This window comes from Streptomyces sp. NPDC058697, assembly GCF_042715345.1.
Taxonomy (GTDB): domain Bacteria; phylum Actinomycetota; class Actinomycetes; order Streptomycetales; family Streptomycetaceae; genus Streptomyces; species Streptomyces liliifuscus.
The window spans coordinates 1-20,804 of record NZ_JBHXSU010000037.1 but is presented as its reverse complement, the minus strand read 5'-3'; the positions used below and the strand labels follow the sequence as shown (position 1 = coordinate 20,804).

Genomic DNA, 20,804 nt, shown 5'->3' with positions numbered 1-20,804 from the left:
AACCGGGCGGGGCCGTGCCGGTATGTCACAGTCCGCCGCATACGGCTCCCGCTGCAAACGCCCACCCCACTACCCCGGGCAGTACGCCCCGCCGCGGCGGGCTGGACATACCGGCACGGCCCCGCCCCACCCACGACCCGCAGGCGCCTAGCCCTTCCGAGCGACCACGAACAACCGCCGAAACGGAAGCACCGTCCCGTACGGAGCCGTCGGATACGCCTTGCGGAGCAGGCCGCGATACTCACCCACGAAGGCGTCCCGAGCCTCAGGATCATCCGCGAGGGCGGTGAGAGCAGGCCGCAACCCCGTGCCCTTGGCCCAGTCAAGGACCGGGTCTTCGCCCTGCAGAAGCTGCATATAGGTCGTCTCCCAGACATCCACAGCGCACCCCAGACGGGCCAGCCGGTCCAGATACAACAGCGGCGGATGAACGGAGTCCGCGTGCCGCAGGACGCCGTCGAGACGGCCCTTCCACCGAGCGGACCCAGCAAGTTCACGCATCAACGCGTGCAGAGGCGCGTCGATGTTGTTCGGGACCTGAAAGGCAAAGGTCCCACCGGAAGCCACCGCGTCGACCCAGCCGGGCAAGGCCTCCAGATGCCCCGGCACCCACTGCAGCGCCGCATTGGAGACGATCAGGTCGTACGTCTCCGCGGGCACCCAGGACGTGAGGTCCGCATGGGCGAAGTCCAGCCGGCCACCCCCCACCGTGGACCCCGCATGCTCAGCCGTCCGGGCCAGCATCTCCGCGGAGTTGTCGTACCCCGTGATCCACGCCCCCGGCCACCGCTCGGCGAGCTGGACGGTGACATTCCCCGGCCCGCACCCCAGATCGGCGACACGGGCCGGATCACCGGGCAAAGCAGGCACCCGGGCGAGCAGCTCCGCGAAGGGCCGAGCACGATGCTCCGCATGCCGCAGATACTGACCCGGATCCCAGGTAGGGCTAGTAGCAGCGGACATGGAGAGCCTCCTCAAAGCCACAACCGACGTCCCGACAGAACCCCACCCTCACACCCCAACTCTCTCGACGTCAAGAGACTTCACATCAAGAGACTTCATGTCGACACAACCACTACACTGATCGCCATGGAGGACGAGGTCGATCGGCTGGTCGCTGCGTGGCGCCGTGAGCGCCCTGACCTCGACGTGGAACCGCTCGAGGTGCTCAGCCGCGTGAGCAGGCTCGCCAGACACCTGGACCGTGCCCGCCGGATCGCGTTCGCCGAGCACGCCCTGGAGCCCTGGGAGTTCGACGTCCTGACGGCACTGAGGCGCGCAGGGACCCCGTACCAACTCTCCCCCGGCCAGCTGCTCACCCAGACACTCGTCACCTCGGGCACGATGACGAACCGCATCGACCGCCTCGCGAAGAAGGGCCTGGTGGAGCGCCTCCCCGACCCCAGCGACCGCCGCGGCGTACTCGTCCGCCTCACCGAGGACGGCCGCGACCGCGCGGACCAGGCACTGGCCGGACTCCTCGACCAGGAGCGCGCGATCCTGGCGGAACTCAGCAGGGCCCAGCGCGGCGAACTCGCCGGGCTGCTACGCCAGCTGACCGCCCCGTTCGACAACATCCCCGGCTAGGTCGACGGGCCCGACCCCGGCCCGCCGGGCGAGCGCCACGGCGGCGAGGGTCGAGTGCACACCGAGCTTCCCGAGCACGTTCTGCATGTGCGTACGGACGGTGTGCGGCGAGAGGAACAGCCGCTCGGCGACGGCCTTGCGCCCCAGCCCCGCGACCATGCACCGCAGCACTTCCCGCTCCCGCGGAGTCAGCGACTCCACCAGCCGCTCGCTCTCCGTACGATGCTTCCGGGCCGCGGTCAGCTCGCGCAGGACGCCGGTGAGCAGGGCAGGCGGCAGATGCGTCTCGTCCCGCAGCACGCCCCGGATGACGGTGAGCAGCCGGGACAGCGAGCAGTCCTTGGCGACCCAGCCCGAGGCACCGGCCTGCAGCGCGAGCGCCGCACGACGCGGGTCGTCCTTCTCGGCGAGCACGACCGTACGGACGGTGGGCTGGCCCGAACGGACGCCCGCGACCAGCGAGATGCCGTCGACCAGGCCTTCCTCGTTGTTGTCGTGGACGGGTACGGCAGGGCGGGCGCCCGGCACATTCCCGCCCAGGTCGGCGTCGACGAGGAGCACGTCGAATCTGCGGCCCTCGGCGGCCGCGCGCTCCAGGCAGCGCAGCGCGGCGGGGCCGCTGCCGGCCGCGGAGACATCGACGTCGGGCTCGGCGGCCAGGGCGGCGGCGAGCGACTCGGCGAAGATACGGTGGTCGTCGACGACCAGGACACGGATGCGAACCACTGAAACCCCCACTGCTCGGGGGACGGCCGGCGCAGGTACGGCGCCCGGAGATCCCGAACTCCTACGTTCGGAAAACGGGGTGCCGCAGCCGCACGGCCGCCGCCGTGCTGGAACTGCTACCCCCACTCCGGGCGTCGTACCCGACTGTCTCGCCCCCTGATCAGCACCGGCCCCCACCGGTGCTGCTCATCAGAGTACGGCCGGGCAGCAGGAGCGGAAGGTGATTTGCAGAACTGATTGGCCAGCGCGTTTATGGTGAGCCGTATGTTTCGTATTGAGACAGAAGTCGACAAAGAGCGTAGTCAATTCCTGCGTTCACGGCTACGGGAAGCGAACACGGCTGCGTCTCCCGTGCTGCGTTCCCTGCGCGGAACCCCTGGTGAACGGGAAGTTCCGCTCCAGGTGTGGGCGTTGGATCCGGCCGGTGGGGTCGTGGGGGGTCTGGTCGGGCACACGTGGGCGGGGTGGCTGCACGTGACGTATCTCTGGGTCAACGAGCGCCAGCGGGGTTCCGGTCTCGGCTCGCATCTCCTGTCGCGGGCGGAGCATCTGGCCCACTCGTCTCGTGGTTGTGCGAACGTGCGGCTGGAGACGTGGGACTTTCAGGCGCCGGCCTTCTACCGCAAGCAGGGGTACGAGGTGGTGTGCGTGATCCCGGACTATCCGCCGGGGATCACGGAGTACACGCTGACCAAGCGCCTCCCCTGACCCCAATTCCTCGCCCCCGCCGCCCCTACCCGTCCCATCCCTGGGGGCTGCGCCCCCAGACCCCCCATCGGCCTGAACGGCCTCGTCCTCAAACGCCGGACGGGCTGAAAATCAGCCCCTCCGGCGTTTGAGGAGCGGGGGTTCGGGGGCGGAGCCCCTGAGTCAGGGATCCCCAGGTCAGCCCACCCGGCGGGCGCCCTCTGACGGGACCGCCGGGAACACCCGTGGCGCCGTGTAGCCCGCAGACGCGAACGCCTCCTCGACCGCCTTGGTGACCGTCTCGGCGTCCGCGGCCTCCACCAGGACGACGGCCGAACCGCCGAACCCACCCCCCGTCATGCGGGCGCCAAGCGCCCCCGCCTCGTTCGCCGCCGCAACCACCAGATCCAGCTCCGGGCAGGAGATCCGCAGATCGTCCCGCAACGAGGCGTGCCCGGAGTTGAGGATCGGGCCGATGCCACGCACATCCCCCGCGTCCAGCAACGCGATGACCTCATCCACCCGATGGTCGTCCGACACCACGTGCCGTACATAGCGACGCACCCGCTCGTCCGGCAGACGAGCGAGGGACGCCTCCAGGTCCTCGAACCGGACGTCCCGCAGGAACGGGACGCCGAGCTGCCGGGCCCCCTCCTCGCAGCCCTCGCGCCGCTCCGCGTACTCCCCGTCGCCCAGCGCGTGCTTCACGCGGGTGTCGACCACGAGGAGCCGCAGCCCGTGGGCCGGCAGGTCGAAGGGGATCTGGCGGATGGACAGGTCACGGCAGTCGAGGTGGAGGGCGTGGCCCTCGGTGGAGCAGGCGGACGCCGTCTGGTCCATGATTCCGCAGGGCACGCCCACGAAGTCGTTCTCCGCGCGCTGGGAGACCCGGGCCAGCTCCGGACGCGTAAGGCCGAGGTCGAACAGGTCGTTCAGCGCCAGGGCCGTGACGACCTCCAGCGCCGCAGAGGACGACAGGCCCGCGCCCGTCGGGACCGTCGAGGCGAGGTGGATGTCCGCGCCGGTGACGGCGTGGCCGGCCTCGCGCAGGACCCAGACGACCCCCGCCGGGTATGCGGCCCAGCTCGTGTTCGTCAGCGGCGCCAGCTCGTCGACGTGCAGTTCGACGACCGGGCCCTCGATGTCGGCCGAGTGCAGGCGCAGTACGCCGTCGTCGCGGCGCGAGACCGCCGCCACCGCCGTGTGCGGCAGCGCGAGCGGCATCACGAAGCCCTCGTTGAAGTCGGTGTACTCACCGATCAGGTTGACCCGGCCGGGTGCCGCCCAGACACCGTCGGGGGCCGCCCCGAAGAGCGCCTCGAAGCCTTCTCGTACCTGCTGTGCCCCCACTAGCTCTCCTTCGACTTCGACTTCGCCTGCGCCGACGACTGCGACTGCGACTGCGCGATGTTCTGCGCGAACTCCCACGCGTCCGCGACGATCCCCGCGAGATCCGCGCGGGACGGGTTCCAGCCGAGCCGTTCGCGGGCCGTGGCCGCGGAGGCGACGAGGACGGCCGGGTCACCGGCGCGGCGCGGGGCCGCGACCTCGGGGATCGGGTGTCCGGTCACCCGGCGGACGGTCTCGATGACCTCGCGGACAGAGAAGCCGTTGCCGTTGCCGAGGTTGCAGATCAAGTGCTCGCCCGGCTGCGCGGCGGCGACGGCCAGCAGGTGGGCCTCCGCCAGGTCCGCGACGTGGATGTAGTCGCGGATGCAGGTGCCGTCCGGGGTCGGGTAGTCGTCGCCGAAGACGGAGATGGCCTCGCGGCGGCCCTGGGCGACCTGGAGGACCAGCGGGATGAGGTGCGACTCGGGGTCATGCCGCTCGCCGCTCGCGCCGTACGCGCCCGCCACGTTGAAGTAGCGCAGCGACACCGCCGCCAGTCCGTGCGCGGCCGCCTCGCCGGTGATCATGTGGTCGACGGCGAGCTTGGAGGCGCCGTACGGGTTGGTCGGGGACGTCGGGGCGGACTCGACGATCGGGCTGGTCTCCGGCTCGCCGTACGTCGCCGCCGTGGAGGAGAAGACCAGCTTGCGGACGCCCGCCGAGCGCATGGCCGCCAGCAGGGCCATCGTGCCGCCGACGTTGTTGTCCCAGTACTTCTCGGGCTTCACGACCGACTCGCCGACCTGCGAGAACGCGGCGAAGTGCAGCACGGCGTCGAAGGACGGGTCCAGCCACTTGGCGGCGTCGCGGATGTCGCCCTCGATGAATTCGGCGCCCGCCGGGACGCCCTCGCGGAAGCCGGTGGAGAGGTTGTCGAGGACGGTCACCTCGTGGCTCGCCTCCAGCAGATGCCGGGCGACCACGCTGCCCACATAGCCCGCACCGCCGGTGACCAGGTACTTCCCACTCATGAACTCGCTACCTCTCGCAGTCGCTGGGCCGCGGCCTCCGGCGGCACGTCGTTGATGAACACACTCATGCCGGACTCGGAACCCGCGAGGAACTTCAGCTTGCCGGAAGTGCGGCGGATGGTGAAAAGCTCGAGGTGGAGCGCGAAGTCGTCCCGCACCACACCGTCGAACTCCTCCAGCGTGCCGAACGGCGCCTGGTGCCAGGCCGAGATGTACGGCGTGCGCGGCTCACCCTCGCCGAAGATCCGGTCGAAGCGCCTCAAGAGTTCCAGATAGACCTTGGGGAACTCTGTGCGTGCCGCCTCGTCGAGACCCAGCAGGTCCGGCACGCGGCGGCGCGGGTAGAGGTGCACCTCGTACGGCCAGTGCGCGGCGTACGGCACGAAGGCCACCCAGTGGTCGGTCTCCAGCACGATCCGCTCGCCGGCCAGTTCCTTCTCCAGCACGGCGTCGAAGAGGTTCTCCCCGCCCGTCCCCTCCTTGTGTGCCGCAAGTGACCGCAGCATCAGGGCCGTTCGAGGCGTCGTGAACGGGTACGCGTAGATCTGCCCGTGCGGATGTCCGAGCGTCACGCCGATCTCGGCGCCGCGGTTCTCGAAACAGAACACCTGCTCCACGGAGGAGAGATGGGACAGCTCTGCCGTGCGGTCGGTCCACGCCTCCAGGACCAGACCCGCCTGCTCCTCGGTCAGATCGGCGAAGGACGCGTCGTGGTCCGAGGTGAAGCAGACCACCTCGCAGCGACCGGAGTCCCCGGCCAGCGACGGAAAGCGGTTCTCGAAGACCGCGACGTCGTACGAGGAGTCCGGGATCTCGCTCAGCCGGTCGCCCTCGGAGGGGCACAGCGGGCATTCGTCGGCCGGCGGGTGGTAGGTGCGGCCCTGCCGGTGCGAGGCGATGGCCACCGCGTCACCGAGCAGCGGATCGCGGCGTACCTCCGATGTGGTGACCGTCCGGTCGAGCGGGCGGCGGTCCACCGCGTCGCGCACCGCGTCGTCGCGCGAGTCGTAGTAGATGAGCTCACGACCGTCGGCCAGCCGGGTCGAGGTCTTCTTCACGCCGGATTCTCCATCCGTACCCGATCAAAGCATTCAACAGAACCAAACACATCAAACCACAAATCCCCACGCCAGTCATCACCACAACCAAACAAAGAACACCAAATTGAAGTGAAGTGAGTGCTGAATGCAGACCCCCACATATCCAGCTCCCACATCTCCGGCCCCCACGTCGCCCGTGCACCTGGCGGCCGAGCTGCGGCTCCCCACCAACTGGCTCGACTACACGATCCTGGCGATCTACTTCGTCGTCGTGCTCGGCATCGGCTTCGCGGCCCGCCGCTCGGTGAGGACCAGCCTCGACTTCTTCCTGTCCGGGCGTTCGCTGCCCGCCTGGGTGACCGGTCTGGCGTTCATCGCCGCCAACCTGGGCGCGACCGAGATCCTGGGCATGGCCGCCAACAGTGCCCAGTACGGCGTCTACACCGTGCACTGGTACTGGATCGGCGCCATCCCCGCCATGGTCTTCCTGGGCCTGGTGATGATGCCCTTCTACTACGGCTCGAAGGTCAGGTCCGTCCCCGAGTTCCTGCTGCTGCGCTTCGACAGGGGGGCGCATCTGCTCAGCTCGATCCTGTTCGCGTTCGCCGCGATCCTCATCGCCGGGGTGAACCTCTACGCGCTCGCGATCGTCGTCGAGGCGCTGCTCGGCTGGCCGCAGTGGGTGTCGATCGTCGTCGCGGGCTTCTTCGTGCTCGGCTACATCACCCTCGGCGGTCTGTCGTCCGCGATCTACAACGAGGTGCTGCAGTTCTTCGTGATCCTCGCCGCGCTGATCCCGCTCTCGGTGCTCGGGCTGAAGAAGGTCGGCGGCTGGGACGGTCTGACCGACTCCCTGACCGCGTCCCACGGCGCCGACTTCACCACCGCGTGGGGCGGCACCGGCATCGGCAGCGACAACCCGCTCGGCGCCAACTGGCTCACCATCGTGCTCGGCCTCGGCTTCGTGCTGTCCTTCGGCTACTGGACGACGAACTTCGCCGAGGTGCAGCGCGCCCTGTCCGCGAAGAACCTCTCCGCGGCCCAGCGCACCCCGCTCATCGCCGCGTTCCCGAAGATCTTCATCGTCTTCCTGGTGATGATCCCGGGTCTCGTCGCGGCCGTGCTCGTACCGAAGATCGGGACGTCCGGGTCCGACCTCCAGTACAACGACGCGATCCCGTACCTGATGGAGGACCTGCTGCCCAACGGCGTCCTCGGCATCGCGGTGACCGGTCTGCTGGCGGCCTTCATGGCGGGCATGGCGGCCAACATCTCGTCCTTCAACACCGTCTTCACCACGGACATCTGGCAGAAGTACGTGAAGCGCGACGAGGAGGACACCTACTACGTGCGCTTCGGGCGTCTCATCACGGCGGTCGGCGTCCTGGCGTCGATCGGCACGGCGTTCCTCGCCTCCTCCTTCTCGAACATCATGAGTTACCTCCAGACGCTGTTCTCCTTCTTCAACGTGCCGATGTTCGTCGTCTTCATCATCGGCATGTTCTGGAAGCGCGCGTCCATGAAGTCCGGCTTCTGGGGCCTGCTCGCGGGCACCACGGCCGCGATGATCAACTACTTCGTCCTCTACAAGCAGGACATCATCGGCATCCCCTCCGACCAGGGCGCCAACTTCGTCTCCGCGATCGCCGGGTTCGTGGCCGGCGCGGTGGTCATGTTCGCCGTCTCGCTCTTCACCGCGCCGAAGCCCGCGGAGGAACTCCAGGGGCTGGTGTACGGGACGACCTCGCCCGGCATGGAGGAGCCGCCGGCCAAGGGCGACGACGCCTGGTACCGCAAGCCGGCCCTGCTCGGCTGGGGCGCGATCATCCTGGCCGCCGCCTGCTACATCCCCTTCTCCTTCTGACGACCGGAGGCCTCACCCATGCCCGAGCACTCTGGCTACTCCGACCGCGACCTCCAGCGCGAAGTCACCGAACTGCAGAGCAGGTCCGCCACCGCGGCCCGCCTGTTCGACATCCGCCGCATCATCGGCGGCCTGTTCGTCGTCTACGGGATCATCGTCACGATCGCCGGCATCACCGAGTCCGACGCCGACATCGCCAAGGCCCAGGACATCAACATCAACCTCTGGACGGGCCTGGGCATGCTGGCGCTAGGCCTGTTCTTCCTGGCCTGGCTGTGGCTGCGCCCGGTGGCACCGCCCACACCGGACCAGGACACCGAGCGACTCGCCGAATAGCCGCCGGGCCCGGCCCTCAGGAAATCCCCTTCCCGAGGGCCGGGCCGGCCGAACGACGCGCCCCACAGGGGCGCGGGGAACTGCGCGACCAGCCCCCACCAACCCGCAGACAACACCGAACCGGCGGAGCTCATCCCTCCGACGCAGGCTCAGCGGAGCGCACCGGCCCGGCCCGGTCGAGCAGCCCCGTCCGCGCGGCCAGCGCCGCCGCCTCCAGCCGGGAGCCGACGCCCAGCTTCATCAGTACGCGCTGCACGTGGGTCCGCGCGGTGCTCGGCGCTATGCCCATGCCGGCCGCGATGAGCCGCGTGTCCTCGCCGTCGGCCACCCTCACCAGCACCTCGACCTCTCGCGGCGTCAGCATCTGGAGGAGCCGCTGGCCCTCGTCGTCGGGCTGCGCGGCCGGGTTGAGCAGTTCGCTGAAGGCGCCCTGCAGAAGCTGCGGCGCCACGGCCGCCTCCCCCGCCCGGGCCTTCATGATGGCCCGCTCGACACCCTCTATGCGCTCGTCGTGCCGTACGTAGCCGGACGCTCCGGCGGCGAACGCCGCGGCGATCCCGCGCGGGTTGGGCACCGGTCCGAGGACCAGCACCGCGACCTGCGGTCGCTCCCGTTTGATCCTCACCACCGGGTCGAATATGCCCGGTTCGGCGGGCGTCGCCGTGCCGATCAGGCACACCTCCGGCGCCCTTGTGATCACCAGCTCCGCCGCTCCCGCGGCAGGCGCGGCCGCGGCCAGCACGCGGTGCCCGCGCAGCTTCAAGGCCGAGGCCAACGCCTCGGCGAGCAGTCGGTGGTCGTCGACCACCATGAGCCGCACTCCCATCGAGCCCAACCCCCCAGTCCCCCCAGGATCCCCACTGGTACCCCATGGATAGGAGCCCCCCGGCTCTCCATCCCCCGGAAGCTACACGCTTGTTCGACGTTGCGCTTCCCCTACTGGAGAGAAGTGCCCCGGATTTCCGAAATTCCTCGCATTCGCGAGCGATGGGCCGTACGAGAACGACCCCGCCCCTGAGCAGGGACGGAGTCGTGATCGACAGGCGAACGCTTGATCGGCGCACGGCGCCCGAGGCCTCTGGAGGACCCCGGGCGGCCGTGGGGCGCCTACTTGGCGCCGAAGCCGATCGCCGCGTACTCCTTGTCGTCCGCGGAGTACGGCGCGCTGATCAGCTCCTGGGCCATGAAGAGCCGGCCGCTCGTGTACCGCATCTCCGAGCTGCTCGGGACGATGCTGCTGATGGCGCTGCGGACCTGGGCCTCGGCCGGGGTCTCCAGGAGCTTGGTCTCCTTGAAGGTCTTGCCGTCCAGGGAGACGACCTGGGAACCCTTGTCGTACGGGCCGTTCTTGAACGCCAGGACGTTGCCGCCGTCCATCCGGATCGGCAGGATCTCGTAGCCGTCGCCGGCGTCGGCCCGGTCGCTCGTGGGCTTGCCCGTGGCCAGCGAGAAGGACACGATCTCGTTGACCCGGGAGTACTGCTCGGCGCCCTCGTGCTGCTTGGTCGGCACGTACAGCCTGTCGTTGCCGACCGCGATGGACCGGCAGTTGTGGATCTTGTTCACACCGCAGTCGTGCTCGTACTTGCCGTCCTCCAGCGTGATCTTGGTGCGCAGCTTGCCGCTGTCGTCCAGCGAGAAGACGTCCGTCGCGCCGGACGCGGTGATCTCGCCGGAGTCCACGCCGAAGACGACCGGCTTGGTGGAGATGACCTTGGCGTTGTCGATGCCCGCGGGGAGCTTGTAGCTCCACTTGACGGTGCCCGCCTTCGGGTCGAGGAGCTGGACCTCGTACTTCTCGTTGCCGTAGTCGCCGCACTTGCGGACCGCGACGAGCTGCTCGCCGCCCGCGTAGCCGACGTCCTCGCAGGTGCCGACCTTCGGCTGCCAGAGGATCTTGCCGTTGCTGATGTCGAAGGCGGCGCCGCCGTTGAGGCCGGAGCCGGCCGCGACCGTGGTGCCGGTGATGCTGACTTCCTTGAACGCGGCCTTCTCACCGCCGTTGGGAGCCACGGACTTCGTCCAGAGCGCCTCGCCGGTGTTCATGCTGAAGGCGGTGACCTCGGTGCACTCCGGGTACGGGTTCGCCTTGGTGCGCTTGGCGTCCTCGGCGACCACCACGGCGACGCCGTCCTTGGTGACCTCGGGGGAACCGGCACAGGTCAGACCCGTCAGCGGCAGCGTCCAGGACTCCTTGCCGGTGTCCGGGTCGTAGCCGATGACCTCGCTGACGCCCGACTTGGCGTACACCTTGTCCGTCAGCCAGGAGCCGGCGACGCTCCAGACGTCCTTCTTGGGCACCTCCGCCGCGGGCAGCTGGAAGAGGACCTTGGCGCTGGTGCTGGAGGGCACCTTCTCCGTGCCGCCGCCTCCGCCGACGTCTTCGCCGCCGTTGTTGTCGTCCTTGCCCTCGGTGCCGCCGGGGCCCGCGGAGGTGTCCTTCTCGTCGCTCTTGCCGGACGAGTTGGCGTACCAGACACCGCCGCCGACGATGAGCGCGATCGCCACGACGGCCGAGACGATGATCGCCACCTGCGGGTTGACCTTGCGCCCGCCCGACGGAGCCTGCGGCTGCATCGGCATGGTGCCCGGCTGCTGGTAGCCGTACTGCGGCTGCTGGCCCGGGTAGCCGTAGCCGGGCGGCTGACCGGGGTAGCCGTAGCCCGGCTGGGCCGGCGGTGTCTGCGGGGCTCCCTGGGGCGCGCCGGGCGCCTGCGGATAGCCGTACGGCTGCTGCGGCGGGGCCGACGGGGGCCCGGCCGGGGGTGGGGTCTGGGGTGCCTGGCCCGGCGCCTGCGGGTAGCCGTAGCCAGGCTGCGGCTGCTGCGGAGGCCCGGCGGGCGGAGTGGCCGGCGGCGGGGTGGGCGCACCGAAGCCACCCGGAGGCGGGTCCTGCGGGGCGCCGAAACCGCCTCCCTGGGGCGGCTGGTTGGGCGGCGGGGGCGGCGGCTGACTCATGACGTGTGTACCTCGGATACGAAGGGGACGAAGGTCGGGTGGCCGTGGACGGGCCGGACGGGAGAAGCGGGCAGGGCGTGCGGGAGAGCCGGCCGGATCACTTGCCGAACGCCAGCATCAGCTTCTCCTTGGACTCGTCGTTGCCCGTCAGGCGAGTGGTGGAGAGGTAGAAGCGCCCGTCCACGTACTCGACGGCCTTCGAGAAGAAGCCGTCCTCGATGTCCGCGGTGCCCTGCGGGTTCTGCAGAAGCTTCTGAGGCGTGTGCGAGCCGCCGCCGGTCGGGATGGAGACGACCCGCCCGCCGGCGTCGTACGAGGGCTGCACGTACGCGATCAGGTTCGTGCCGTCCAGCTTCATCGGCATCATCGCCTCGTCCGCCGGGGACTTGACCCGCCACTTCTCCTTGCCGGTCTCCAGGCTGACGGCGACGACCTCGTTGGCGCCGCTCTTCGCCTCGGTCGGCAGGTAGAGGGTGTTCGCGTCGGCCGCCACACCCCCGCAGCCCTGGAGGTCGCGCGAGAGGATCGCCCAGCCGCACTCGGGCGCGAACGACTCGTCGACGTCGAGCTCCGAGCGGACCGTGCCGTCGTTCTTCAGCGTGGTGACGTTCCACTGCTTCTTGTCGGCGTTGGTGAGGTAGATGACGACGGGGTCGACGGAGTACGTCCGCTCCACGCGCCAGCCCTTGGGGAACTTCCTGGTCCACTGGGCCTTGCCGGTGGCCGGGTCGAGTCCCTGCACCTCGTCGTGCTCGTCGTCGCCGCCGGCCCCGCAGGACGAGACGGCGAGCAGCTTGGCGCCGCCGGTGAACGCCGACGGGAAGCAGGAGGCGCCGTACTTCTTCTTGTCGTAGAGCTTGTCGCCGCTGGTCACGTCGTAGGCGACGCCGGACATGGAGCGGCCGACCATCAGTGTGTCGCCGACGATGTTCAGGCTGAGGCTGAGGGCGCTGTCGAAGAGGTCGCCCTCCGGGATCTCCTTCGTCCAGCCCTTCTTGCCGGTGGCGAGGTCGAGTTCGACGACCTGGTTGCACTCGGCGGTGTCCTTGGTGCCTTCCTTGTACGCCACGAAGACCTTGCCCGCGGACGTCTTCTGCGGGGACACCGCGCAGATCTTCTCCGGGAAGGAGACCGCGGGCCAGGCGACCTTGCCGTCGTCGACGTTGTAGGCGAACACCTGCTTGTACGCGGCCTTCACGGCGACCTTGTCGGTGACCCACATGCCGGGGGCCTCGGCGCCCGAACCGGGCGCGTCGGGCGCCTCCTTGTACCAGAGCACCTTCGACTCGCCCGCCTGGCGGCCCTCGTTGAGGTCCTCGGTGCCCTCGTTGCCGTCGCCGTTGCCGTCACCGGGGTTGACCGGGGCGTCCGAGTTGGAGGCCTTGCCGTCCTGGGACTTGTCGGCGACGGGCTTCTTCTTGGAGTCGTCACCGCTGCCGGAGACGGCCAACACGGTGCCGCCGATGACGAGCGCCGCGGCCAGCGCCGCCCCGATGATCACCGCGGGCTTCCCCTTGAAGGGGTTGCGGGAGCCACCACCCGGCGGCGTCCCGGGCGCACCGGGGAACTGCGGCTGCTGCGGGTATCCGTAACCGGGCTGGCCGTAGGGCCCCGGCTGCTGCGGCTGCCCGTACGGGCCGGGCTGGGTGTACGGCCCCGGCTGCTGGCCGTACGGACCCGGCTGGGCGTAGGGGCCGGGCTGCTGCGGGTAGCCGTAACCGGGCTGCGGCGGGGTCCCCGGAGCGCCCTGCGGAGGCGGCGGCGGAGTTCCCGGCGGCTGGGCGGGCGGCGGAGGCGTGGCTCCGTGCGGATCCTGCGGCGGGCCGAAGCCTCCCTGCGGCGGCTGGCCCTGCGGCGGCTGGTCCTGTGGCGCTCCGAACCCGCCCTGCGGCGGCTGGTTGGGCGGCTGAGTCATCAGCGCGTTCCCCCTCTTCACTGATTTTTAGCCATGCCCTGCAGTACGCACCGCAGTAGGCGATGCACTCACAGTGGTTGTCAGACTGCCCAAGAGTGTTCTCGGACGGCTCTTTCTATCACCATGACGCGCTCGAACAAGGGGCCGGTTCCTCCCCTGTTCCCAAGGGAGGACCGGCCCGTGATGCCCTCGTTATGCTCCTTCACGGAGCCTTCACGCGTCGTCTGCGAGCTCCAGCCAACGCATTTCCAACTCCTCGCGCTCGGTGGCCAGTTCGCGCAGGTCGGAGTCCAGTTTCGCCACTTTCCCGAAGTCCGTGGCATTGTCCGCGATTTGGGTGTGCAGCTTGCTCTCCTTCTCGGAGATCTTGTCCAGCTGCCGCTCGATCTTCTGGAGTTCCTTCTTCGCGGCGCGGGCGTCCGCGGCGGACACACCGGACTTCTCGGCCGACTGGACGGGCGCGGGGGCGGAGGCCGCCGCGGCCTCCTCCATCTTGTGGCGCCGCTCCAGATACTCGTCGATCCCGCGCGGCAGCATCCGCAGGGTCGCGTCGCCGAGGAGCGCGAACACCCGGTCCGTCGTGCGCTCGATGAAGAACCGGTCGTGGGAGATCACGATCATCGAGCCGGGCCAGCCGTCGAGGACGTCCTCCAGCTGCGTGAGGGTCTCGATGTCGAGGTCGTTCGTCGGCTCGTCGAGGAAGAGGACGTTCGGCTCGTCCATCAGCAGCCGCAGCAGCTGCAGACGCCGACGCTCACCACCGCTCAGATCACCGACCGGCGTCCACTGCTTCTCCTTGTTGAAGCCGAAGGTCTCGCAGAGCTGGCCCGCGGTCATCTCACGGCCCTTGCCGAGGTCGACCCGGTCGCGCACCGCCTGGACGGCCTGCAGCACCCGCAGCGTCGGGTCGAGTTCGGCGACCTCCTGGGAGAGGTAGGCGAGCTTGACCGTCTTGCCGACCGCGACCCGCCCGGCGGCGGGCTGCGTCTCGCCCTCGGAGAGAGCGGCGTCCCTCATGGCCCGCAGCAGGGAGGTCTTGCCCGCGCCGTTCACACCGACGAGACCGATCCGGTCCCCCGGTCCGAGCTGCCAGGTCAGATGCTTGAGAAGCACCTTGGGCCCGGCCTGGACGGTGACGTCCTTCAGGTCGAAGACGGTCTTGCCGAGCCGGGTCGAGGCGAACTTCATCAGCTCGCTGCTGTCCCGCGGCGGCGGCACATCGGCGATCAGCTCGTTGGCGGCCTCGACACGGAAGCGCGGCTTGGACGTACGGGCGGGCGCCCCGCGCCGCAGCCAGGCCAGCTCCTTCCTCACGAGGTTCTGCCGCTTGACCTCCTCGGTGGCGGCGATGCGCTCCCGCTCGGCCCGGGCGAAGACGTAGTCGGTGTAGCCGCCCTCGTACTCGTAGACATCGCCCTTCTGCACGTCCCACATGCTGGTGCAGACCTGGTCGAGGAACCACCGGTCGTGGGTGACGCAGACGAGCGCGGACCGGCGCCGGCTCAGATGCTGGGCGAGCCAGGCGATGCCTTCCACGTCCAGGTGGTTGGTGGGCTCGTCGAGGATGATCAGGTCCTGCTCCTCGATGAGCAGCTTGGCCAGCGCGATCCGCCGCCGCTCACCGCCGGAGAGCGGTCCGATCACGGTGTCGAGCCCCTGCGGGAACCCCGGCAGGTCGAGCCCGCCGAACAGCCCGGTGAGTACGTCCCTGATCTTGGAGTTGCCCGCCCACTCGTGGTCGGCCATGTCCCGGATGACCTCGTGGCGGACGGTGGCCTCGGGGTCGAGGGAGTCGTGCTGGGTGAGCACACCGAGGTGCAGGCCGCCCGAGTGCGTGACCCGGCCGGTGTCGGCCTCCTCCAGCTTGGCAAGCAGCCGGATCAGCGTGGTCTTGCCGTCACCGTTGCGGCCGACCACCCCGATCCGGTCGCCCTCGGACACGCCGAGGGAGACTCCGTCGAGCAGCGCACGGGTTCCGTACACCTTGCTGACTGCCTCGACATTGACCAGATTGACGGCCATCGCACTCCTGACAAGGGGGATCGATCGACCTTCCAGGGTAGTCGCCCGAAAGGTTGATCCTTCCGCCCCGTCCACTGGTCGGCTCCCCCAGCCCCCAGCCCCCTAGGGGCGCGGGGAACTGCGCGACAAGCCACATCGCACCCGCGGACGACACACAACCCGCTTACTGCCCCCGCTGGGGCGGTATCAGCGCCGAAGCCGGGGCCAAAGACCGACCACCCACCCCCGACTCGGCCAGCGCCCGATCATGCACAGGCAGGTCATCCCGAACCAGGTTCTCCGGAATGAGCACGGCCGCCGTGACACCCCCGCTCCCGGAGGACCGCAGCTCGACACTCACCCCCTGCCGCTCGGCCAGCCGGTTCACCACGATCAGCCCGATCTGCTTGGCGTCCAGCAGATCGACCTTCTCGGACCGGATCTTCCGGTTGGCCTCGGCCATCGCGTCCTCCTTCATACCGAAGCCGCTGTCCTCGACCTCGATGAGCAGCCCGCCCCGCACCCGCGCGGCCCGCAGCTGCACCTGCGTGCTGGGCGGCGAGAAGGCGGAGGCGTTCTCGACGAGCTCGGCGAGCAGATGGATGACGTCGGCGACCGACCCGCCCGCGACGGAGACACGGGGCGTGGCCCAGATCCGTACGCGGGAGGCGTTCTCGATCTCCGCGACGGCCGCGCGCAGCACCTCCGACAGCGGAATCGGGTCGCGCCAGCCGCGCCCGGGCGCGATGCCGGACAGGATGAGCAGGCTCTCGGAGTGCCGCCGCATCCGGGTGGCGAGGTAGTCGATCCGGTACAGGTCCTGGAGTTCGGCCTGATCGCGCTGGCGCTGTTCCATCCCGTCCAGCAGATCGAGCTGCCGGTGCAGCAGGACCTGGCTGCGGCGCGCGATGCTGACGTACACGCCGGAGATCCCGCTGAGGAGTTCGGCGCGTTCGGAGGCGGCCTTGAGGGCGGCCCGCTGGACGGCGGTGAGGGCGGTGCCGACCTGGGCGAGCTCGCCGCCGGCGAGGCGCCGCATGGGTGCCTCGGCGTCGATGTCGACGCCCTGCCCGGCGTGCAGCCGCCGCATGGCCTGCGGCAGTCGGCGGCCGGCCACTTCGAGGGCGGAGTTGCGCAGGTCGAGGAGTTCGACGATGAGCCCGCGCCCGACGAGCACGGAGACGAGCAGCGAGAGCAGTACGCCGACGAGGCCCAGGACGACGGCGACGCCGGAGGCGCCGAGTGTGTCCCAGCCGAAGGCGTCGACCCGCGAGACGGCGGCCGTTCCGGCGCCCTTCTCGGCCTGGGCCAGCCCGTCAAGGACGCTCTTCGCGGAGCCGTCCCACTGCGTGAGGAAGCCCGCGGACACGGCCGAGTCGCCGGGCCCGGCGCTGCGCACCCGGTTCTCGATGGCCTGGAGGTTCTCGTAACTCCCGCTCTGCAGAACGGTGTTGTACGCGACCCGGTGTCCGGGCCGGAGATCGGCGACGGCGGGCGCGAGCAGCTGGCGCTGGGTGGCGACGGCGCCGACGAACAGCGCGTACTGGTCCTTGGTGAGCGTTCCGGCGGCCCGGCCAGCGGCGAGGATCGCCTGTTCCTGGGCCAACGCCTCGCGGGCACGGGCGAGTTCGAGGACGACCCGGGCCTCGGAGGCGGCGCTCGTGCGCTCCTCGCCGGTGAGCGCGCCGGCGACGGCGAAGGCGTGCTCGATCGTGGTGGAGTACGCCGTGTGGATGTCCGTGGTCTTCGCACTGTCGCCGTCGCCGGAGGCCTCGGCACGCAGCGCGGCGAGGCCTTCCGCGTCGGTCTCCAGGCGGTCGATGCGACCGGGCAGCGCGGAGTCGAGCAGTCCGGCGTCGGCGCTGCTGGCGTTGGCGCCGTCGAGGAGCTTCTCGGCGGCGGCGTCGGAGGTCCGCCCGGCGGCGCGCAGTTCGGCGGGGTCGCCCTTGCCGGGGGTGGCGGCGTACCGCAGGGCCGCGGTTCGCTCGGCCTGTACGGCGGTGACGAACCCGTCTACGGGGACGAGGAGTTCGGCGTTGACCTCCTTGGCCCGTTCGGTGGCGCCGATGCTGGAGGCGGTGGTCACCGCGGCGAAGCCCCACAGAGCCATCAGCGACACGATGGGCAGCATGAGCAGGGAGACGATCTTGGCTCTGACCGACCGGGGTCGCAGCCGGTCGGGCGTGCGTCGGACACGCATGGGGGCACCTCGTTCAGGGAGGGGGAACGTACGGCGGCCGGCTCAGGCGGTGGAGAGCTCGACCTGGCGCAGAAGTTCGGCGGCCACGGCGGACTCGGCGCGCTTGCCGGTCGGGGAGAGCGCCACATACGCGGCGGCCAGGAAGAGGAAGGAGCCGAGGACGACTGCGAGCGGGAAGATGAACTCCGTGGCGGTGGCACCCGCCAGTGCCGCGCTGCTCGGCGCGAGGGAGATGCTCACGGCGTACATCGCGGTGTAGTGCATGCTGCTGACCGCGAGGCCCATCACCAGGGCGGACGCGGTGGCGACGACGGGCCCGCGTACGACGAGGCTGAGCGTGAGCGCGGCGGTCGCGGCGACGACGGCGATCGCGACCGAGGCGATGACCAGGGCCGGGTCGTAGCGGACCGAACCGTGCAGGTTGAGTGCCGCCATGCCGATGTAGTGCATGGCCGCGACGCCGAGCCCGGTGCCGAGCCCGCCGAGCAGCACGGCACGTACCTGGGAACGGCCGTACCCGGCGGTGAACACGCCCGCGCCGACGACCAGTACGGCGACGACCAGGCTGAGCACGGTCAGCGGGACGTCGAAGCGGATCGGCGTGCCGTCGACGCCGAAGCCGAGCATCGCGACGAAGTGCATGGTCCAGATCCCGGAACCGATGGCGACCGAGGCCAGCAGCAGCCAGTTCCGCTTGGAGGCACCGTCCGCCTCAAGTGCCCTGACCGTGCACCGCAGTCCGAGTGCCGCGCCGACGCAGGCCATCGCGAAGGAGAGGACGGGAGTGACCCATCCGGCGCTGAAGTGGTCCATGTGACCCATGGGGAAACCCCTCTCGCCCGCCGCACGGCCTGACCGTACGCACGGAAGTACCGCCGGTAACAAGACACCGGAGGCGGCCGATAATGCCAGCCCGAGATGAGCGGCGGACCAGGACGAAAGGGGTCCAGCCGGGAGATAGATGTGAATTGAACTACGGTGACCTGCATAACACTTGACCTGCATTTATATGCAAGCGACCGGGCCAGGCGGAACCTGCCGACTACCTCCACACGGCCCACACAGCCGGGCCTGGAACCGGTAACTCCTTTTGTGTAAGCGGTTTCCGAGGACACCTTTCAAGCCAGGTTGACCTTCAGCCCCTCAGCCCCTCAGCCCCTCAGGGGCGCGGGGAACTGCGCGACAAGCCCCCACCGGGCGGGCAGCCGACACACAACCTCAGAGCACAACAGCCCCCGGCACGGGCCCCGCAGCCACGCGCGCAGCGCGACAGGTCCCGGAAACAACAAGCGCATCCGCAACCTTCACCGCAGACTCGGCATCACGCACGAGAAACGCGGTGGTCGGCCCGGACCCGGACACCAGCCCCGCCAACGCCCCAGCGGAGCGCCCCGCGGCCAGCGTCAGATCCAGCGACGGCCGAAGGGACAACGCGGCGGCCTGAAGGTCATTGGAGAGAACGGCGGCCAGCGCCGTGGGGTCCCCCTTGGCCAACGCCTCCAGCAGCCCGCCGGAGGCAACCGGCTCGGGTACGTCCACCCCTTCGTTGAGCCGGTCGAACTCCCCGTACACGGCCGGCGTCGACAACCCGCCGTCGGCGACGGCGAACACCCAGTGGAAGGTCCCCCCGACCTCAAGGACCCGCAGCTTCTCGCCCCGCCCGGTCCCGAGCGCCGCACCGCCGACCAGGCTGAACGGCACGTCGCTGCCCAACTCGGCGCAGATGTCGAGGAGTTCGGCGCGCGAGGCCCCCGTACCCCAGAGGGCGTCGCACGCGAGCAGCGCGCCCGCGCCGTCGGCGGACCCGCCGGCCATGCCCCCGGCGACGGGAATGTCCTTGGCGATGTGGATGTGCACGTGCGCCTCGCGCCCGGTCCTCGCGGCGAGCTTCTCCACCGCGCGGGCCGCCAGGTTCGTACGGTCCAGGGGCACTTGGGAGGCGTCGGGCCCTTCGCAGGTCACCCGGAGGGTGTCCGCCGGGGTGACGGTGACCTCGTCGTAGAGGCCGACCGCGAGGAAGACGTTGGCCAGGTCGTGGAACCCGTCGGGGCGGGCGCCGCCCACCGCGAGCTGCACATTGACCTTGGCGGGGACTCGTACCGTCACGCTCGTCGCGCTCACTGCTTGCTCTCCGCAATCCGTGCGAACTCTTCCACCGTCAGGGACTCACCGCGTGCCTGGGGCGAGACGCCGGCCGCGACGAGGGCGGCCTCGGCGGCGGGGGCGGAACCGGCCCAGCCGGCGAGCGCGGCCCGCAGGGTCTTGCGGCGCTGGGCGAAGGCCGCGTCCACGACGGCGAAGACCTCGCGCTTGGAGGCGGTCGTATTCACCGGCTCCTCTCGCCGCACCAGCGAGACGAGCCCGCTGTCGACGTTCGGGGCGGGCCAGAAGACGTTGCGGCCGATGGAACCGGCGCGCCTGACGTCGGCGTACCAGTTCGCCTTCACGGACGGCACGCCGTAGACCTTCGAGCCGGGCGGGGCGGCGAGGCGGTCGGCGACCTCCGCCTGCACCATCACGAGCGTGCGCTCGATGGTGGGGAAGGTGTCGAGCATGTGCAGGAGCACCGGGACGGCGACGTTGTAGGGGAGGTTCGCGACGAGGGCCGTGGGGGCTGGGCCGGGGAGTTCGGTCACCTGCATGGCGTCGGAGTGGACGAGCGCGAAGCGGTCCGCGCGGGACGGCATGCGGGCGGTGATCGTCGCGGGGAGTGCGCCCGCGAGGACGTCGTCGATCTCGACGGCGATCACGCGGTCGGCGGCCTCCAGCAGGGCGAGGGTCAGGGAGCCGAGTCCCGGGCCTACCTCAACGACCACGTCCTCGGGGCGGACGTCTGCGGTCCTCACGATGCGGCGCACGGTGTTGGCGTCGATGACGAAGTTCTGGCCGCGCTGCTTGGTGGGTCGTACGCCGAGGGCTTCCGCGAGTTCGCGGATGTCGGCGGGACCCAGGAGGGCGTCGGAGGTGGGGCTGCTCACGCCCCAAGGGTACGGGTGGGATGGAGCGGCCCAGTTTTTCGCCCCCGCCGCCCCTACCCATTCCCGTCCCTTACTCAGGGGCTCCGCCCCCGAACCCCCAAAAGACTGCGCAGTTCCCCGCGCCCCTAGGTACCTAGGGGCGCGGGGAACAG

Annotated in this window: 17 protein-coding genes; 4 read left to right on the top strand and 13 right to left on the bottom strand. The window is 70.0% G+C overall.

All coding sequences use genetic code 11. From position 1 onward, the window contains the following. Positions 1-147 precede the first annotated feature (147 nt). Entirely contained in the window at positions 148-963 is an 816-nt protein-coding gene (locus tag ACFWXQ_RS43550) for a trans-aconitate 2-methyltransferase (protein WP_383942637.1), read from the bottom strand. Positions 964-1,089: 126 nt separating this feature from the next. Between ACFWXQ_RS43550 and ACFWXQ_RS43545 the strand changes: the two genes are divergently transcribed. Next, the gene (locus ACFWXQ_RS43545; RefSeq protein ID WP_055617964.1) at positions 1,090-1,587 is read left to right on the top strand and encodes a MarR family winged helix-turn-helix transcriptional regulator; all 498 of its coding nucleotides are present in this window, start codon (positions 1,090-1,092) and stop codon (positions 1,585-1,587) included. On the opposite strand, the gene ACFWXQ_RS43540 is transcribed toward ACFWXQ_RS43545, so the two are convergent. Beyond that, positions 1,546-2,313 (bottom strand): response regulator transcription factor, encoded by a 768-nt coding sequence (locus tag ACFWXQ_RS43540; protein WP_055617965.1) that lies wholly within the window; start codon positions 2,311-2,313, stop codon positions 1,546-1,548. The two genes, ACFWXQ_RS43545 and ACFWXQ_RS43540, sit on opposite strands and share 42 nt — an antisense overlap. A 252-nt stretch (positions 2,314-2,565) precedes the next feature. Here ACFWXQ_RS43540 and ACFWXQ_RS43535 point away from each other — a divergent pair, with 252 nt between their 5' ends. After that, entirely contained in the window at positions 2,566-3,021 is a 456-nt protein-coding gene (locus ACFWXQ_RS43535) for a GNAT family N-acetyltransferase (protein ID WP_383942707.1), read from the top strand. A gap of 177 nt (positions 3,022-3,198) precedes the next feature. Here ACFWXQ_RS43535 and galK read toward each other — a convergent pair whose 3' ends face one another. The 3 genes from galK to galT are packed head-to-tail and all read right to left on the bottom strand — an operon-like array spanning position 3,199 to position 6,418. Next, a complete protein-coding gene (gene galK / locus ACFWXQ_RS43530) occupies positions 3,199-4,350 on the bottom strand; it encodes a galactokinase (protein WP_383951959.1) in 1,152 nt (383 codons plus the stop codon). Next, positions 4,350-5,360, bottom strand: a complete 1,011-nt coding sequence (gene galE, locus ACFWXQ_RS43525; RefSeq protein ID WP_383951961.1) for a UDP-glucose 4-epimerase GalE — start codon at positions 5,358-5,360, stop codon at positions 4,350-4,352. The genes galK and galE overlap by 1 nt, the downstream gene beginning before the upstream one ends. Next, complete coding sequence (galT, locus tag ACFWXQ_RS43520; RefSeq protein WP_383951963.1) at positions 5,357-6,418, bottom strand: galactose-1-phosphate uridylyltransferase; 1,062 nt, start codon at positions 6,416-6,418, stop codon at positions 5,357-5,359. The genes galE and galT overlap by 4 nt, the downstream gene beginning before the upstream one ends. 127 nt (positions 6,419-6,545) lie before the next feature. Here galT and ACFWXQ_RS43515 point away from each other — a divergent pair, with 127 nt between their 5' ends. Then, positions 6,546-8,264, top strand: a complete 1,719-nt coding sequence (locus ACFWXQ_RS43515; protein WP_383951965.1) for a sodium:solute symporter family protein — start codon at positions 6,546-6,548, stop codon at positions 8,262-8,264. 18 nt (positions 8,265-8,282) lie between these two features. After that, the gene (locus ACFWXQ_RS43510) at positions 8,283-8,600 is read left to right on the top strand and encodes a hypothetical protein (protein ID WP_383951967.1); all 318 of its coding nucleotides are present in this window, start codon (positions 8,283-8,285) and stop codon (positions 8,598-8,600) included. A 130-nt stretch (positions 8,601-8,730) separates the two neighbouring features. Here ACFWXQ_RS43510 and ACFWXQ_RS43505 read toward each other — a convergent pair whose 3' ends face one another. The 8 genes from ACFWXQ_RS43505 to rsmA form a co-directional block, all read right to left on the bottom strand. After that, complete coding sequence (locus ACFWXQ_RS43505) at positions 8,731-9,426, bottom strand: LuxR C-terminal-related transcriptional regulator (protein ID WP_383951969.1); 696 nt, start codon at positions 9,424-9,426, stop codon at positions 8,731-8,733. Between the two features lie 281 nt (positions 9,427-9,707). Next, entirely contained in the window at positions 9,708-11,558 is a 1,851-nt protein-coding gene (locus ACFWXQ_RS43500; protein ID WP_383951971.1) for a PQQ-binding-like beta-propeller repeat protein, read from the bottom strand. 97 nt (positions 11,559-11,655) lie between these two features. Beyond that, on the bottom strand, positions 11,656-13,473 hold the full coding sequence (locus ACFWXQ_RS43495) for a PQQ-binding-like beta-propeller repeat protein (RefSeq protein WP_383951973.1): 1,818 nt from the start codon (positions 13,471-13,473) through the stop codon (positions 11,656-11,658). Positions 13,474-13,686: 213 nt separating this feature from the next. Continuing rightward, entirely contained in the window at positions 13,687-15,495 is a 1,809-nt protein-coding gene (locus ACFWXQ_RS43490; RefSeq protein WP_383951975.1) for an ABC-F family ATP-binding cassette domain-containing protein, read from the bottom strand. Between the two features lie 163 nt (positions 15,496-15,658). Beyond that, positions 15,659-17,674 (bottom strand): nitrate- and nitrite sensing domain-containing protein, encoded by a 2,016-nt coding sequence (locus ACFWXQ_RS43485; RefSeq protein ID WP_383951977.1) that lies wholly within the window; start codon positions 17,672-17,674, stop codon positions 15,659-15,661. Positions 17,675-17,716: 42 nt separating this feature from the next. After that, positions 17,717-18,496, bottom strand: a complete 780-nt coding sequence (locus tag ACFWXQ_RS43480) for an MHYT domain-containing protein (RefSeq protein WP_383951979.1) — start codon at positions 18,494-18,496, stop codon at positions 17,717-17,719. A gap of 396 nt (positions 18,497-18,892) precedes the next feature. Then, complete coding sequence (locus ACFWXQ_RS43475; protein WP_383951981.1) at positions 18,893-19,795, bottom strand: 4-(cytidine 5'-diphospho)-2-C-methyl-D-erythritol kinase; 903 nt, start codon at positions 19,793-19,795, stop codon at positions 18,893-18,895. After that, on the bottom strand, positions 19,792-20,652 hold the full coding sequence (gene rsmA / locus ACFWXQ_RS43470) for a 16S rRNA (adenine(1518)-N(6)/adenine(1519)-N(6))-dimethyltransferase RsmA (protein ID WP_383951983.1): 861 nt from the start codon (positions 20,650-20,652) through the stop codon (positions 19,792-19,794). Before rsmA ends, ACFWXQ_RS43475 begins: the two co-directional genes overlap by 4 nt. Positions 20,653-20,804 lie beyond the last annotated feature (152 nt).